The organism is Pseudoalteromonas sp. DY56-GL22 (assembly GCF_041414715.1).
GTDB classification, from domain to species: Bacteria; Pseudomonadota; Gammaproteobacteria; order Enterobacterales; family Alteromonadaceae; genus Pseudoalteromonas; species Pseudoalteromonas simplex.
This window is the reverse complement of record NZ_JANHZR010000001.1, coordinates 38,517-52,069: the sequence shown is the minus strand read 5'-3', so window position 1 is coordinate 52,069 and position 13,553 is coordinate 38,517. Positions and strand designations below refer to the sequence as shown.

Sequence of the window (13,553 nt, the reverse complement as noted above, 5' to 3'; positions counted from 1 at the left end):
CTAACTTAATCTCCCTCTATTGCAAAAAAACCAAATACCGCTAAACTAATCATTAAGTATCTAATGATTAAAAAAGTAATCAATATGCGTTCTGAACAGGCTGCAAAAATGGCACAAAAGCTGGGCGATTTGATACGCCAGCACCGAACACTTCATTATACGCAAAGTACATTTGCGAAAATGATTGGGGTATCACGTTCAACTGTACAAAAGTTGGAGCAAGGTGATGTTGTGAAAAGTGACATTCTTTTTGAAGCGCTGGTTGTACTTAACTTACAAGGAGCACTGCTTGACGAAATAAATGAATTAGCAGCCGACGTAGGTGGATACAATGCTCGCCAACGCAAACGAAATTCACCACAGGAAATCAATGATGACTTCTGAGTGCTATGTTTTTATAGATGGTTTAGAAGAAAAACCCGTTATCTGTGGTTACTTTAAATTAGATAATCAATCAGGTCGCGGTGAGTTCAACTATGGTAAGAGCTATTTAGCCCGAAGCGATGCCTTTGCTCTAGATCCAATACATCTGCCATTAAAATCGGGGATTTTCAGTTACAGCGCAAACAGAGGTGTATTTGGCGTATTGAGTGATGCAGGAGCTGACTCGTGGGGGCGCAAGTTAATTCTTTCGCTTCATACTACAAAACCCAAAAACGAGTTAGAATTTTTATTAGCTGGGTCTGGATATGGCGTAGGAGCGCTTGTTTTTAGCCTCTCGCGAAGTGCCTCAAAGCATAAAACTAACAAAAACACCTTGTCTGATTTAGCCTTGCTAGACCAAGCTAAAGATGACTTGCTGGCGAATAAAACAATTTCTGATGAAGCTAAGAAAGCATTTGAGTTTGGCCAAAGCATGGGGGGAGCTAGACCAAAAACTTCTATACAAATTGACAACAAACTCTACTTAGCAAAATTCAATCGCCAAGATGATTTATTCAATCTAGTCAGAGCTGAACATGCTGCAATGAAAATGGCGGAACAGGCTCCTACCTTTATTCATAAAACACATACCGGTGATGTGCTACTTGTTGAGCGGTTTGATGTTAGTAATGGGTTACCAACACACCACTTTTTAAGTGCGAATAGCTTACTGCAAAAACCCAAAGTTGCTATGAGTGATCTTTCAAGTGACTACTCATATGGTCAATTAGCTGAATTTATAAGGCATCAAACAATGCAAAATGCAGGTGATGCTGAAGAGTTGTTTAAGCGAATGGTGTTCAATGCGTATATTGGTAATACAGATGATCACACTCGCAATCATGCATTCCTATATTCATTTTCACAAAAAAATTGGCGATTAAGTCCAGCCTATGACATCACTCCAATAAACAACTCAAAACAACATGGTCTTGGCTTTGGTGATGATGGCCGTTATGCAAGTAAAAGCAATTTTTTATCTCAGGCTAAGCGATTTGGGTTAGCAAATTCAGCAGCAAAAAACATCATTAAAGAGATTGAAGAATATTGCAAAGATTGGCCGACTCACTTTAAACATTTTGCAGACGTTAGTGATGAAGATATCACCCGTTTAAAAGGTGTAATTCCTGAAATTAATGAAGATTAATAGCGCGAAACAAGTTTCACGCCTACATGTAGCAGCAGGTTTATCCCGCGTCATAGGCGCTGGGATTTAGGTTCTAGGACGCGATGTAAAATCGCTGCTACCTCATATCTCGCATCTCGTCACTCGTACCTTTACCCTTGCTAGCTTGAACCCACTAACTTTCACCCATAAAAAAAGAGCAGCTGGGCTGCTCTTTTTCTAGCGGAAGAATAACACTTTGGTTATTTTACCATTTTCTATTTTATAACTAGTGACAAATTCAGCTCGCTTATCAACCACCTTAGGGTCTTGTGAACAAGTCTCTGATAGCTCATGGTCAATCACAATATTTCCATGCACAATTCGTTTAATTGGAGACGATTTTATACATTTAAGCTTTTTAAACATGATGCCATAACGAGCTATAAGCTTTTCTTTCCCTGTGAACATTAACTCATTTGGGAATGTGTAAAACTCGACGTTTTCATCATACATTTTAATAAATGCATCAATATTACGAGCATTATATGCTGCTATTAATTGCTCAATTACAGCGATTGATTCTCGTGACTGACGCGCTTTTTCTTGTTGCTTGGCTGTTAGCGCCTCTTTTGCTTGCTTTACGGCCTTTTCAGCCTCATCAACTGCTTGCTGCTTTTCTTCAACTGTTTTTGGTTGCTCGGCAGGTGTAGGCGTTTGAGTACCGAGTACTTTGCTATCATCAACTTCTGCGACCTCTTTCTTAGATTCAGAAATTACTTTTTGCTCTGTTACTGGCTTTTCTTCAATAAACTCTAGACTAGGTACGTCTTTCTTTTCGGCTTTTTGTTCATGGCTAGTTTGAGGCTCGGCTTGTTCAGTGGTTTCTTCACTAGCAAATGACTGCCAAGAGAATAATAAACTAATTGCCAAAAATAACGGTTTCATACTTTTCCTAAATACATCATGCCTGATTTAAGGCGTTAAGGTAGCAAATTCTCACAGTTTGGCATAGTTTTTTACCAATATTGCTCAACGGTGATCTGCCCAGGCTCACGACGCCTGTTGCGGCTAAAACCAAGCTCTAACAAAATGGCCGTGGTATCTTTTACCATTTCTGGATTACCGCAAATCATGAACTGTGTCGAGTCAGGTTTAACAGGAAGCTCTACTACATCAAATAAGCGACGGTCTTTTATTACGTCAGTGATCCGGCCATTAAAACCTATTGTGGCTGACTCTCGGCTGACTACAGGCGAATAGTAAAGATTTGGGTACTGCTGCTGTAGTGCTTTAATGCGCGCTTGATAACTTAAGTCCTCATTAAAACGAACTCCATGCACTAAGTGAACATGCTCAAACTTTTGCCACACTTCGCCCTGCTCTAAAATTGAAATAAAAGGCCCAAGCGCAGTACCTGTACTCAACATATAAAGCTGCTCACTGCTTGGCACTTCATCAAGGGTAAAAAAGCCTGTCGCGCGGCGCTCTATAGTCACTGAGTCACCCGGCTTTAATTGCGCAAGTTGTTGAGAAAGTTGACCGTCTTTAACATTAATCAGATAAAATTCGAGGTCGGGGTTATTCGGCGCATTAACATAGGAATATGCACGTGCTACCCGTTTATCACCCACTTGCATAGCAAGCTTTGTAAACTGCCCTGCTACAAATGGTTCAACATCGGCATTAACAATTAAGCTAAATAGTGAGTCGGTCCACCATTTAACATCTTTAACTTTAGCTTCAACCCAATTAGACATACACATCCTTAATTGTTGGTCCTCTATTAAAAGTGGCAACAATTGCTTGAATTTTCAAGTTTTAAGGGGCAGTTGCGAGCATAAATACATAGTCATAAAAAAAGCCGCATAAATGCGGCTTTGAGGTTAGTCTCACTTCACTTTGGGCGTGTTTCCAAATTTCAGTGAATACGTTACCAAGGAACTTATTTAAATTGATTCTAAAGCAATTTTAACCATTTCGTTAAAAGTGCTTTGACGCTCTTCACTTGGTGTTGCTTCACCAGTGATTACGTGGTCACTTACAGTAAATAGTGCCATCGCTTTTGCGCCGTATTCAGCAGCTACGCCGTACATGCCAGCTGTTTCCATATCAACAGCAAGTACGCCTAGCTTGTCTAATTCTTGATAGAATGTGTTATCTGCTTGGTAGAAAGTATCTGTTGTAAATACATTACCTACTTTCGCTTCAATGCCTAATTCTTTTGCTGCGTTTACGCCGTTGAGTAATAAACCAAAATCAGCAATTGCGGCAAAGTCGTAACCACGTACACGTGCACGGTTTACGTTTGAATCTGTGCTTGCACCTTGTGCAAAGATAACGTCACGGATTTTGATATCGCTACCAATACCACCACAGGTACCAATACGAATTAGATTTTTAACGCCGTAACTAACGATCAATTCACGGGCATAAATTGACATTGATGGAATACCCATCCCAGAACCCATAATACTCACTGGCTTACCTTTGTAGGTACCGGTAAAACCATACATATTACGAACGCCTGTTACTTGTTTTGCGTCATCTAAAAAGTTTTCAGCAATGTATTGAGCGCGAAGCGGATCACCCGGCATTAATACAGTTTCTGCAAATTCGCCTACATTGGCGCTGATATGAGGAGTACTCATTATTGGTTTCCTTTTTTGTTCGCTAATAGCTTGTCGTTAAAGCTATCACCGTATTCAAGTGCAGGAAGATTAAACCACTGGGCAAGGGTTTGACCTATGTCTGCAAAACTAGCTCGTTCTCCAAGCGGGGTGTTTGTCATTCCCGGTTGGTATGCAAGTACTGGCACGTATTCACGTGTATGGTCAGTGCCTGCTGCTGTTGGATCACATCCGTGATCGGCCGTGATAATTAACACATCATCACTATTTAGCTGATTTAAAATGGTCGGTAGGTAATCATCAAACTCTTTTAATGCTTTAGCATAGCCAACTGCATTACGGCGATGACCGTACTTTTCATCAAAATCAACTAAGTTTGTAAAAATCAAACTATGGTCAGGTGCGCTTGCGATTACTTCTGAGGTTTTCTCAAGCAAGTTCATTAACCCTGGCGCTTTGTGTTTTTGGGTGATGCCTTGGTGCGCATAGATATCGGCAATTTTACCAATACTGATCACTTCACCGCCGTCTTGCAATAATTTATCAAGCAAGGTTGGCGACGGAGGTAACACCGAATAGTCACGACGATTGCCTGTACGGGCAAAATCGTCACGGCTCGAACCCAAAAATGGCCGCGCAATCACTCTTCCTATGTTCATTTCATCAAGCAGCGCCCGTGCGATTTCGCAAACCTGATAAAGTTTCTCCAGTCCAAATGATTCTTCGTGCGCGGCTATTTGAAACACGCTATCAACTGAGGTGTAGCAAATCGGCATACCGGTTTGCATATGCTCTTCACCTAGCTTTTCTAAAATGGTCGTTCCTGAGGCATAACAGTTACCTAAAATGCCAGGAATCTCTGCGCGAGCAATTAGCTCATCAACAAATTCTTGTGGAAAACACGGCTGTGTGTTTGGGAAATAACCCCAATCAAATAACACAGGTACACCGGCCATTTCCCAGTGTCCTGAAGGCGTGTCTTTACCACTTGATAACTCTTTAGCGTAACCCCATGCGCCAATAGGTGCTTGGCGGTCACTGACTAAACAAGGTTCTTTACCTGCGGCTTCGCATGCATCAGCTAAACCTAAACGGGTAAGATTAGGAAGCGATAAGTGCTCACCAGTTTCTTCTGCATAGGCTTTAAGTAAATGAGCGAAGGTATTTGCACCTACGTCACCAAACTTTTCTGCGTCAGGTGCTGCGCCAATTCCTAGGCTATCTGCCATTAAGATGAGTGCTCTTGCCATGGGTACCTCGTTATCAATATGTGAATACTTTATATGCTCTTTGAATTTTTGGTACAGGACATAAGTCCTGTTTCATAAAACGGAAACATTATAAATTTGCATCTCTAAGCGAAGCAAAAGAGATTAATCGTGTCTTTTTTGCTATTGTGATCTACCTAACAATGTTTCCTTCTGTGTGGGCGAGAACTTTAGTGACACGAACAATTATAGCTATTGCTGGCGCATCTGCGTCGGGCAAGTCTCTTTTTAGCAAGACAATTTATAACGAATTAGTCAATGAGCTTGAACCGGGCGCGATCGCAGTGATCGAAGAAGATGCTTATTACAAAGACCAGTCGCATTTGCCGTTTGACCATCGAACGCAAACCAATTACGACCACCCTGATGCTTTCGAGCATGAGCTTTTGCATGAGCACTTACTTCAATTGCGCGCTGGAGAATCAGTAGACGTACCAACTTATGACTATGCAATGCATACCCGAAGCGATGAAACGCGTCGAGTGGCACCTGCAAAAGTACTTATCGTTGAAGGTATTTTGCTACTGAGTGATCCGGCACTTCGAAAAGAATTTGATATTAAGGTGTTCATTGATACACCGTTAGATATCTGCCTTATGCGCCGTATGCAACGAGATATGGAGCAGCGTGGCAGAACATTACAGTCCGTTGTTGATCAATATCAAGCGACAGTGCGACCTATGTTTTATCAGTTTATTGAGCCATCTAAGCACAAAGCTGATCTCGTAGTCACACGCGGCGGTATGAATCGCGTTGCCATTGATATAATTAAAAGTAAAATAAAATATTTACTGCAACAATAACAACGGGAAACAGTCAGTATGACAACATTTATGAGCTTAGTTGGCATTGTTGTGCTACTAGGCATTGCTTTTGCGGCTTCAACGAACCGTAAAGCAATTAATTTAAGAACTGTAGGCATCGCCTTTTTACTTCAAGTGTTAATTGGTGGCTTTGTCTTGTTCTTCGAAGTGGGCAAAAACGTACTGGCAAGTATGTCACGAGGAGTCTCATCAGTTATTGGTTATGCCAATGACGGGATTAGCTTCTTATTTGGCTCACTGGCATCGCAAGATACCTTAGGGTTTATTTTTGCGATACAAGTATTGCCCGTTATCGTGTTCTTCTCAGCACTCGTTGCTGTGTTGTATCACATCGGGGTGATGGATTGGATAATCAAGATTCTAGGCGGTGGCTTACAAAAGCTATTGAAAACCTCGCGCCCTGAATCGCTTTCTGCAACCGCCAATATTTTCGTTGGCCAAACAGAAGCACCATTGATTGTTAAGCCATTTATCGCCAGCATGACTAAGTCAGAGCTATTTGCGGTAATGGTAGGTGGCCTTGCTACCGTAGCAGGTTCTGTTATGGCAGGTTACGTAACAATTGGTGTAGAGCTTAAATACTTAATTGCAGCCAGCTTTATGGCGGCACCAGGTGGTTTCTTAATGGCAAAAATGATTGTGCCAGAGACCGAAACACCAAAAGAAGATTTAGCTGATTTAGACGTACAAGAAGAAAAACCGGTAAACGTAATTGATGCTGCCGCATCAGGTGCCGCAAACGGTATGCAACTAGCACTGAACGTAGGTGCGATGTTACTTGCTTTCGTAGCACTTATTGCACTTCTAAATGGGTTATTAGGCGGTATTGGTGGTTGGTTTGATCATCCAACATTAACGCTACAAGAAATTTTAGGTTACGTATTCGCTCCGGTTGCATGGTTATTAGGTGTACCTTGGGACGAAGCAGTAATCGCAGGCAGTTTTATAGGTCAGAAGGTTGTAGTTAACGAATTTGTTGCTTACCTCGACTTTATTAATTATCGCGATACGTTAAGTGCGCACACACAAGCGATTGTCACATTCGCGTTATGTGGGTTTGCTAACTTATCATCGATAGCAATTTTACTAGGTGGATTAGGCGGTATGGCGCCTAGTCGGCGAAAGGATATCGCACGCTTAGGGCTCAGAGCAGTGTTAGCAGGATCTATGGCTAACCTCATGAGTGCAGCAATTGCAGGTTTTTTCCTCTCGCTAGCTTAGAAACTTAATGAGATGAGCCGTAGTTGCAAAACAATAGGATAGGACTTTAAGGGGTTAAAGGTCTATCTGACTTGAACGATACTTCACCAAGGGCCGCAAGGCCCTTTTATCGTTTTATGTGCTAAGATTTATTTACTAAATCCTTTTAAGTGCATAAATGAACTATTTTAGAATTTATATACTAACCTTTTTCTTAAGTTGGCCAGCCTTTTGCAAGCCGACCCTAACCGTTGTTACCGAACTATCACCGCCCAATCAAACCTTGATCAATAACCAAGTTGCCGGTAAAAGCACTGAATTAGTAAGAGCTATTTTTGCCAAAGCAAGCTTAAATGCCAATATAGAGCTCTACCCTTGGGCCCGTGCTTATAATATGGCACTAAAAAAGCCGAATACTTTCATTTACAGCATGGCTAAAACTCCAGAGCGTGAACATCATTTCTATTGGATTGGTGAAGTAGCCACCTATGAAATGGGCTTTGTCAAATTAAGCGAACGCCGCGATATAAACATCACCTCCAATGAGCAAGCCAAACAATACAAGATAGCAGTTCAGCGTCATGACTTAGCAGCACAACGCTTAACTGAGCGCGGTTACACTGTTGTGTATACTTCAGACATCAATAAGTCATATCAGTTGTTGATGTCGGGGAAGGTTGATTTAATCATTGACGATAAAAACTATATCGCCGCGATGGCTAATGAATTAGGCCTTGATGAATCGCGCTTACACTTTGCCTTTGCAATTGATTTTTTAGCGATGAAAGGGTTCCTAGCTGCAAACAAAAATACTAACCCACACCATATCAATGCATTAAAAAATGCGTTTGCTGAGATTCAGGCATCAACGCTATATAGTCAGGTCATGCGAACAAATAGGCCTTAAGTAAGAGCAAGAAAAATTCGTTATTTGCTACTCTGAACAACCCCCAGTGCCTTTTACACTGCACCATGATAGTAGTACTCAGCTACCGATAGCTTCAACGGCTAACGATGACTAATAAAAATTATTTTGTATTGGTATTACTATATTGCTCAATAAAAAAGTCTAACTTACCCTGAGCAATTAGCTTTTCGTAACTTGATTGCAAACGTTCAACTACATCGATGGGTATGTTTTTATTTAATGCTAAATAATTCCCTAATGTATCGTTAAGAGGAAGCTCAACTAGCTTAACGACTTCTCGTCCAGGGTGCCCGTATTGAGTTAGCTGATAATCAAATGATAGATCTGAACCAATAATTAGCTCGATTTTATTTTTGAAAAATAAATTAAGACACTCATAACTATGACTCACTTTCAGCAAATTTTTACCATCACTAAAACCAATTGTTTCTACAAATTGCTCATAGATACTATTACGCACAACACATAGGCTATGTTCTTTTACCTGGGGTAGATCAAGTGGATTAATACGCTCATTTGATTTTAATCTATAAAAGAAATTTCGCGATGAGGCCAACGGCCCTACCCAGTTAAACAGCTTTTCTCTTTGCGTAATTCGGGCTGTAGAGACTAACCCTGACAAGGGCTGTTGTTGCGCCAAGTGGAATGCTCTTGACCAAGGTAAGAGCTCAAAATTGCACTTAATTTTGGCATCGATGCACATGGCCTTAACAAACTTTAAGTTAATACCCTCTAAATGCCCTTTATTTGAGAAGTTATATGGCGGGAAATGCTCGGTGTAAATGGTGACACTTTCTTTTGCAAACACTACAGGTGCAAAGCTTAGGCACGCTAACAACAAATATTTTAAAATAATTAATACACTCTAATGACACAGCTGCATTAAATATAGAAATATTAACTAGTCCAGTCAATTTTTAGACATAAAAAAAGCAAGCCGTAGCTTGCTTCTTCTCTATTTTACTTTTCAGTAAAATTATAGCGGCTTGATGTTGTCCGCTTGAGGGCCTTTTTGACCTTGTGATAGAGTGAACTCTACACGTTGGCCTTCAGCTAAAGTTTTGAAACCTTCAGATTGGATAGCGCTGAAGTGAGCGAAAACGTCTGGACCATTTTCTTGCTCGATGAAACCAAAACCTTTAGATTCGTTAAACCACTTAACTGTACCTGAAACAACGTTAGACATAGTCATATTCCTGATATAAAAAATTAAATATTGCCCGTAGTGGGCGGGTGTAGCAAAAAATCAGATGGAACTTAAAAACTTCAGGACGGTACTACAAGTATTACTTATACAACAACGAAATAAAGATTTATTAATTACACGCTTTTTAGCTACCGCTCACTATATAGAGTTGCCAGAATATGTCAAATACTATCGTTTGCTTAGGCTATATAAACAGGGCACTTAAGCTACTTTAAAGTAACTAAAACAGTCCTTAAAACTCAAACTCAAGTGCTAAACGAAAGCTGTGATCTTTGCCCGATTGACTAAGTTCACTAATAAAACCCGCTTCCCATTTTAACTGGCGTTTAGGGCTAAATCTGTGTAGCCCAATAAAGCCTGGACCAACCCCAAAAAAGTCCTCTCCCGCATAGATTTCTATCGATGGTTGAAAGGCTGAACGATAGCGATAACGGTATTGTAAGCGAAACTCGCTTTCCCACTCGTTTGCAATATCAGCGCCCCATTCATACACTAAAAATGCGTTCATAGTCAGGCTTGTACGGCCAAACTCTTTTTCCCATAAAAACCCAGTTGTTGCTTCGTATGCATCGATATTATGCTGCTTTTCAAGCTCAAATAACGCTCCCCAATCGGCCCATAAACGGCCTTGCTCAACCAGCTGCCAACGTAACTCAAGCTCATACGAAGATAAGCCAAAATCACCGTTATCATCTCGTTCGCCAACTAAGTAGCCCTCAAGACTCATGGTGTCGTTAATTGCGCCACCAAAGCCTGCACGCTGTGCAAGGACATTACCGTTATCGGTTTGCCGAGACACTAAACGCCACTCGACCTCACGTTCAAACGGCATCACATAAGGGTGATATACTTTATCAACCACCATGCCATCTGCCTGCGCGACTTGGCTGACACTTGCTAAAAACAAGCAACTTAAGCTAATTATTAAGAACCGCATACTGGCTCCTCTGTCTTTTTAATTTTTAAAACGCGCGCTAAGGCAATAAATACTACAGCAGCAATAACATACACCCAGAGCGCAGTTTTACTCGGCGTGGCTTCGTAGCCCACTAAGGCTTTTAATACGCGCCCAAGCTCTGAGTTTTCAACTAAAAATCCACGCCAATCTAAATAATTTGAGGTCACGTCTAGTAAGTCGACCTGACTTGCTAAATCTAGAAATATCAATAACTTTGCTGTTGCATTAAAGGCAAGCAGCACGACTAAAGGCTGCACACCTGCACGTCTGACGATACTTTCCAGTAAAAAGAACAATAACACACCAAAACTAATACAAATGCCCACACCTAAACATGTACCGAGTATCAATGGCTCAGCGGTATCTTTACTGTGCCAAAAGCTGACCAAATAGATCATGTAATGGCTTAAATACAAGGTCATGGTTGCAATCAAGGCCAGTGCAGCCGCCATTTTTCGATGCTGACAACTCATTAGTGCAGCGACAAAAATCATTATACACAGCAGCATTTGTATGAACTCTAAGCCTCGGTGATCAAATAACTGACTCAGCCAAGCAGCGGCTTGTACAAATACTAAGCTCATCAGGGTACCAATAACGGCATAAATACTCAGCTGGCGCTGACTTAAAGGCACGATCAAACTCAAAAGCACAGCTAAAATAACCACAGGTAAAAGCTGATTAATGCTCATTAATAAACTAGTTATCAGCATCATTCACCTCCGTAGCCACGACAGTTCCTCTGGCTGTATTAGGCGAAAATTCTCCAAAAAAATCATAACGTCCAGGGCTGAGCGGTCCGATATAAATGACACTCTTACGACCTGGGTAGAGCACTTTTTCACGGTTTAAGTCAAAGCTATCGAACTCTTCTGGGGTATCATCTTGGTTTTCGATAACTAATCGCAGCTTTTTATTGGCAGGTACTGTTATTTCAGCGGGGTAAAACAAATGATCTTTTAAAATCAGCTTGTACTCTTTGGCATAGGCAAGCCAAGACGACATACATAGTAGCAGCATAGAAAGCGCTAAAATCCATTTATTCACTGACATCTCCTTGCATAAAAGAGACACTCACTCGCAAGCCACCAAGGTGACTATCTGCTAAAGCAATATCAGCATTATAAATCGAGACTATGTGTTCAACAATGGCCATACCAAGCCCGGCTCCTTGTTCACCTGATGGATGTTTATCACCACCCACACGGTAAAAGCGGTTAAAAATGCGCTGTTTTTGAGCTTCATCAATACCTGGACCCGAGTCATCTATTTGCCAAATAAAACGATTATTTTCGGTTTTCAGCGTAATACAAATTTCTCCCATAGCTGGGGTATATTTTATGGCGTTACTCAGTAAATTGCCAAACAAAGTAACTAAGGTGAATTCGTCACCGGCAATGATAAAATCATCGCCATCAATGCTTATGGTATGCTCTTTTTCGTCAATACGATCATAAAGTTGTGCAACAACTTGTTGGCTAATTTCTAACACCGACACGGGGCTAAATTGCGCTTGCCATTGCTCTGGATAAGTACGCCCCAAAATCAGCATTTGCTCAACGATATTGCTCAGTTTATCAACACCTTTTTCCATCGCATCAAGCTCAACACTCTCAACACCTTGAGCCACTAAATTATGCACATTGATTTTTAAACTACTGAGCGGGGTACGCAGTTCGTGGGCCGCATCTGAGGCAAAAAAGCGCTCTCGTAAATAGGCACTTTCAACCCGTTTGAATAGATCGTTTAAGCGGCTTATTACGGGTTTTATTTCTTGCTCTGGGGTTTGCCAAGGGATTGCAGTAAAGTCATTTGCTTGACGATGTTTAAGTTGATTTGATAACCGAGTTAGTGGCGCAAGCCCTTGTTTTACAAACACACTAATAAGGAGAGCAAGGATAGGCACACTCCACAACAGCGGCGTCATGGCCGATAGAATCACGGTTTCGGTTAGCGCCACACGTTTACTCAAAGGCTCAGCAATAAGCACGCGCTTATTACCTTCGCTTAAGCGATACACTTTGACGCGTTGCCCGGCCAAGTTCTCAACACTAAACCCGCTTTGCCACTGACTTTGATTGCTAGAGTTATGCTGCAATGATTTTGAGCTTGAGGCCAAGCTGTCATCAACCCAAACTTGAAATAATAACTGCGGTAGATCACTCGTATAAGCTGGAGTTTCTTTACTGAGTGGCTGCTCGATTAACACATGTGCCAGCGTTACCAGCTCGTTATCGAGCAGTGCTTCAGCCTGATTCATACTTTCACGGTAACCTTTAGTAAATGCCAAAAAGCAGGTTAAGATCACCATAGACAATATAAGTAGAGTCAGCCTTTTACGAATTGACACTAGCGTTTACCCACCACATAACCAATGCCGCGCAAGGTTTTAATAAACTCTTTTGGGAATTTTTTACGCAAGTGATGAATGTGTACTTCGATGGTATTAGACCCCACCTCTTCGCCCCATTCGTACAGTTTACTTTCTAACTGCTGTTTTGATTGCACGCGACCTTGGTTTTCTAGCAAGGCTTTAAGGAGCATAAACTCTTTGCGCGGCAAGTTTACTGGCTCACCTTGAAAGCTCACGGTAAAAGCGGCGGTGTCCATTTCAACATCACCGACTTTTAAAGTGCTGGTCTGAGCTTGGGTCACACGCCTGCTGGCAACCCGAAGACGTGCAAATAATTCTGCGGGATCAAAAGGCTTTGCTAGGTAATCATCAGCACCTAAATCAAGCCCCATGACTTTATCATCAATACTGCCCCGAGCCGTTAAAATCACCACGGGCAGGTTTTTACGATGCTTTTTGATGTGTTTTAAAATGTCGATGCCATCACCGTCTGGTAGTCCTAAATCAAGGACTACCAGCTCAATTTCATCATTTTTCAGCCATTGCATCGCTGACTTAACGGTCGAACTATGTTCAACACTGTATCCTTGTTGACGTAAAGAACGACACAGGCCTTCTGCCACTAAGTGGTCGTCTTCAACGAGCAATAAATGCATA

General features: G+C 41.5%; 16 protein-coding genes. 5 read left to right on the top strand and 11 right to left on the bottom strand.

Annotated elements, in window-relative coordinates:
- Positions 1-63 precede the first annotated feature (63 nt).
- Entirely contained in the window at positions 64-384 is a 321-nt protein-coding gene (locus NO991_RS00210; protein WP_371351498.1) for a helix-turn-helix transcriptional regulator, read from the top strand.
- A complete protein-coding gene (locus NO991_RS00205; RefSeq protein ID WP_371351701.1) occupies positions 374-1,570 on the top strand; it encodes a type II toxin-antitoxin system HipA family toxin in 1,197 nt (398 codons plus the stop codon). The genes NO991_RS00210 and NO991_RS00205 overlap by 11 nt, the downstream gene beginning before the upstream one ends.
- Before the next feature lie 198 nt (positions 1,571-1,768).
- Here NO991_RS00205 and NO991_RS00200 read toward each other — a convergent pair whose 3' ends face one another.
- The 4 genes from NO991_RS00200 to NO991_RS00185 all read right to left on the bottom strand — a co-directional run bounded on the left by NO991_RS00200 (position 1,769) and on the right by NO991_RS00185 (position 5,408).
- Positions 1,769-2,476: a nuclear transport factor 2 family protein gene (locus NO991_RS00200; protein WP_054553404.1), complete on the bottom strand. Its 708-nt coding sequence runs from the start codon at positions 2,474-2,476 to the stop codon at positions 1,769-1,771.
- 71 nt (positions 2,477-2,547) lie between these two features.
- Entirely contained in the window at positions 2,548-3,288 is a 741-nt protein-coding gene (locus tag NO991_RS00195; RefSeq protein ID WP_054553403.1) for a ferredoxin--NADP reductase, read from the bottom strand.
- 189 nt (positions 3,289-3,477) lie between these two features.
- Positions 3,478-4,179, bottom strand: a complete 702-nt coding sequence (deoD, locus tag NO991_RS00190; RefSeq protein ID WP_036972525.1) for a purine-nucleoside phosphorylase — start codon at positions 4,177-4,179, stop codon at positions 3,478-3,480.
- Positions 4,179-5,408, bottom strand: coding sequence for a phosphopentomutase (locus NO991_RS00185; protein WP_300360089.1), 1,230 nt, complete (start codon positions 5,406-5,408; stop codon positions 4,179-4,181). Before NO991_RS00185 ends, deoD begins: the two co-directional genes overlap by 1 nt.
- A 191-nt stretch (positions 5,409-5,599) precedes the next feature.
- On the opposite strand from NO991_RS00185, the gene udk reads away from it, so the two are divergent.
- The 3 genes from udk to NO991_RS00170 all read left to right on the top strand — a co-directional run bounded on the left by udk (position 5,600) and on the right by NO991_RS00170 (position 8,357).
- A complete protein-coding gene (udk, locus tag NO991_RS00180) occupies positions 5,600-6,229 on the top strand; it encodes a uridine kinase (protein WP_138618998.1) in 630 nt (209 codons plus the stop codon).
- Positions 6,230-6,247: 18 nt separating this feature from the next.
- Positions 6,248-7,471 (top strand): NupC/NupG family nucleoside CNT transporter, encoded by a 1,224-nt coding sequence (locus NO991_RS00175; protein WP_054553401.1) that lies wholly within the window; start codon positions 6,248-6,250, stop codon positions 7,469-7,471.
- Positions 7,472-7,628: 157 nt separating this feature from the next.
- Positions 7,629-8,357, top strand: a complete 729-nt coding sequence (locus NO991_RS00170) for an ABC transporter substrate-binding protein (RefSeq protein ID WP_300360087.1) — start codon at positions 7,629-7,631, stop codon at positions 8,355-8,357.
- A 121-nt stretch (positions 8,358-8,478) separates the two neighbouring features.
- Here NO991_RS00170 and NO991_RS00165 read toward each other — a convergent pair whose 3' ends face one another.
- The 7 genes from NO991_RS00165 to NO991_RS00135 all read right to left on the bottom strand — a co-directional run bounded on the left by NO991_RS00165 (position 8,479) and on the right by NO991_RS00135 (position 13,552).
- Entirely contained in the window at positions 8,479-9,186 is a 708-nt protein-coding gene (locus NO991_RS00165; RefSeq protein WP_082389280.1) for an ABC transporter substrate-binding protein, read from the bottom strand.
- A gap of 168 nt (positions 9,187-9,354) precedes the next feature.
- Positions 9,355-9,564 (bottom strand): cold-shock protein, encoded by a 210-nt coding sequence (locus tag NO991_RS00160; RefSeq protein WP_119852743.1) that lies wholly within the window; start codon positions 9,562-9,564, stop codon positions 9,355-9,357.
- A 253-nt stretch (positions 9,565-9,817) separates the two neighbouring features.
- Complete coding sequence (locus NO991_RS00155) at positions 9,818-10,522, bottom strand: hypothetical protein (protein ID WP_300360083.1); 705 nt, start codon at positions 10,520-10,522, stop codon at positions 9,818-9,820.
- Positions 10,510-11,259, bottom strand: a complete 750-nt coding sequence (locus NO991_RS00150; RefSeq protein ID WP_249362658.1) for an iron transporter — start codon at positions 11,257-11,259, stop codon at positions 10,510-10,512. Before NO991_RS00150 ends, NO991_RS00155 begins: the two co-directional genes overlap by 13 nt.
- A complete protein-coding gene (locus tag NO991_RS00145; RefSeq protein WP_171041562.1) occupies positions 11,243-11,563 on the bottom strand; it encodes a cupredoxin domain-containing protein in 321 nt (106 codons plus the stop codon). The genes NO991_RS00150 and NO991_RS00145 overlap by 17 nt, the downstream gene beginning before the upstream one ends.
- Before the next feature lie 19 nt (positions 11,564-11,582).
- Entirely contained in the window at positions 11,583-12,893 is a 1,311-nt protein-coding gene (locus NO991_RS00140) for an ATP-binding protein (protein WP_300360080.1), read from the bottom strand.
- Positions 12,893-13,552: a response regulator transcription factor gene (locus NO991_RS00135; protein WP_138600140.1), complete on the bottom strand. Its 660-nt coding sequence runs from the start codon at positions 13,550-13,552 to the stop codon at positions 12,893-12,895. The genes NO991_RS00140 and NO991_RS00135 overlap by 1 nt, the downstream gene beginning before the upstream one ends.
- Between the last annotated feature and the right edge of the window lies 1 nt (position 13,553).

Coding starts and splice junctions, on each gene's coding strand:
- NO991_RS00195 (WP_054553403.1), bottom strand. CDS start 3,288: ATGTCTAATTGGGTTGAAGCTAAAGTTAAAGATGTTAAATGGTGGACC.
- NO991_RS00200 (WP_054553404.1), bottom strand. CDS start 2,476: ATGAAACCGTTATTTTTGGCAATTAGTTTATTATTCTCTTGGCAGTCA.
- NO991_RS00145 (WP_171041562.1), bottom strand. CDS start 11,563: ATGCTGCTACTATGTATGTCGTCTTGGCTTGCCTATGCCAAAGAGTAC.
- deoD (WP_036972525.1), bottom strand. CDS start 4,179: ATGAGTACTCCTCATATCAGCGCCAATGTAGGCGAATTTGCAGAAACT.
- NO991_RS00185 (WP_300360089.1), bottom strand. CDS start 5,408: ATGGCAAGAGCACTCATCTTAATGGCAGATAGCCTAGGAATTGGCGCA.
- NO991_RS00135 (WP_138600140.1), bottom strand. CDS start 13,552: ATGCATTTATTGCTCGTTGAAGACGACCACTTAGTGGCAGAAGGCCTG.
- NO991_RS00150 (WP_249362658.1), bottom strand. CDS start 11,259: ATGATGCTGATAACTAGTTTATTAATGAGCATTAATCAGCTTTTACCT.
- NO991_RS00175 (WP_054553401.1), top strand. CDS start 6,248: ATGACAACATTTATGAGCTTAGTTGGCATTGTTGTGCTACTAGGCATT.
- NO991_RS00210 (WP_371351498.1), top strand. CDS start 64: ATGATTAAAAAAGTAATCAATATGCGTTCTGAACAGGCTGCAAAAATG.
- NO991_RS00205 (WP_371351701.1), top strand. CDS start 374: ATGACTTCTGAGTGCTATGTTTTTATAGATGGTTTAGAAGAAAAACCC.
- NO991_RS00160 (WP_119852743.1), bottom strand. CDS start 9,564: ATGTCTAACGTTGTTTCAGGTACAGTTAAGTGGTTTAACGAATCTAAA.
- NO991_RS00170 (WP_300360087.1), top strand. CDS start 7,629: ATGAACTATTTTAGAATTTATATACTAACCTTTTTCTTAAGTTGGCCA.
- NO991_RS00155 (WP_300360083.1), bottom strand. CDS start 10,522: ATGCGGTTCTTAATAATTAGCTTAAGTTGCTTGTTTTTAGCAAGTGTC.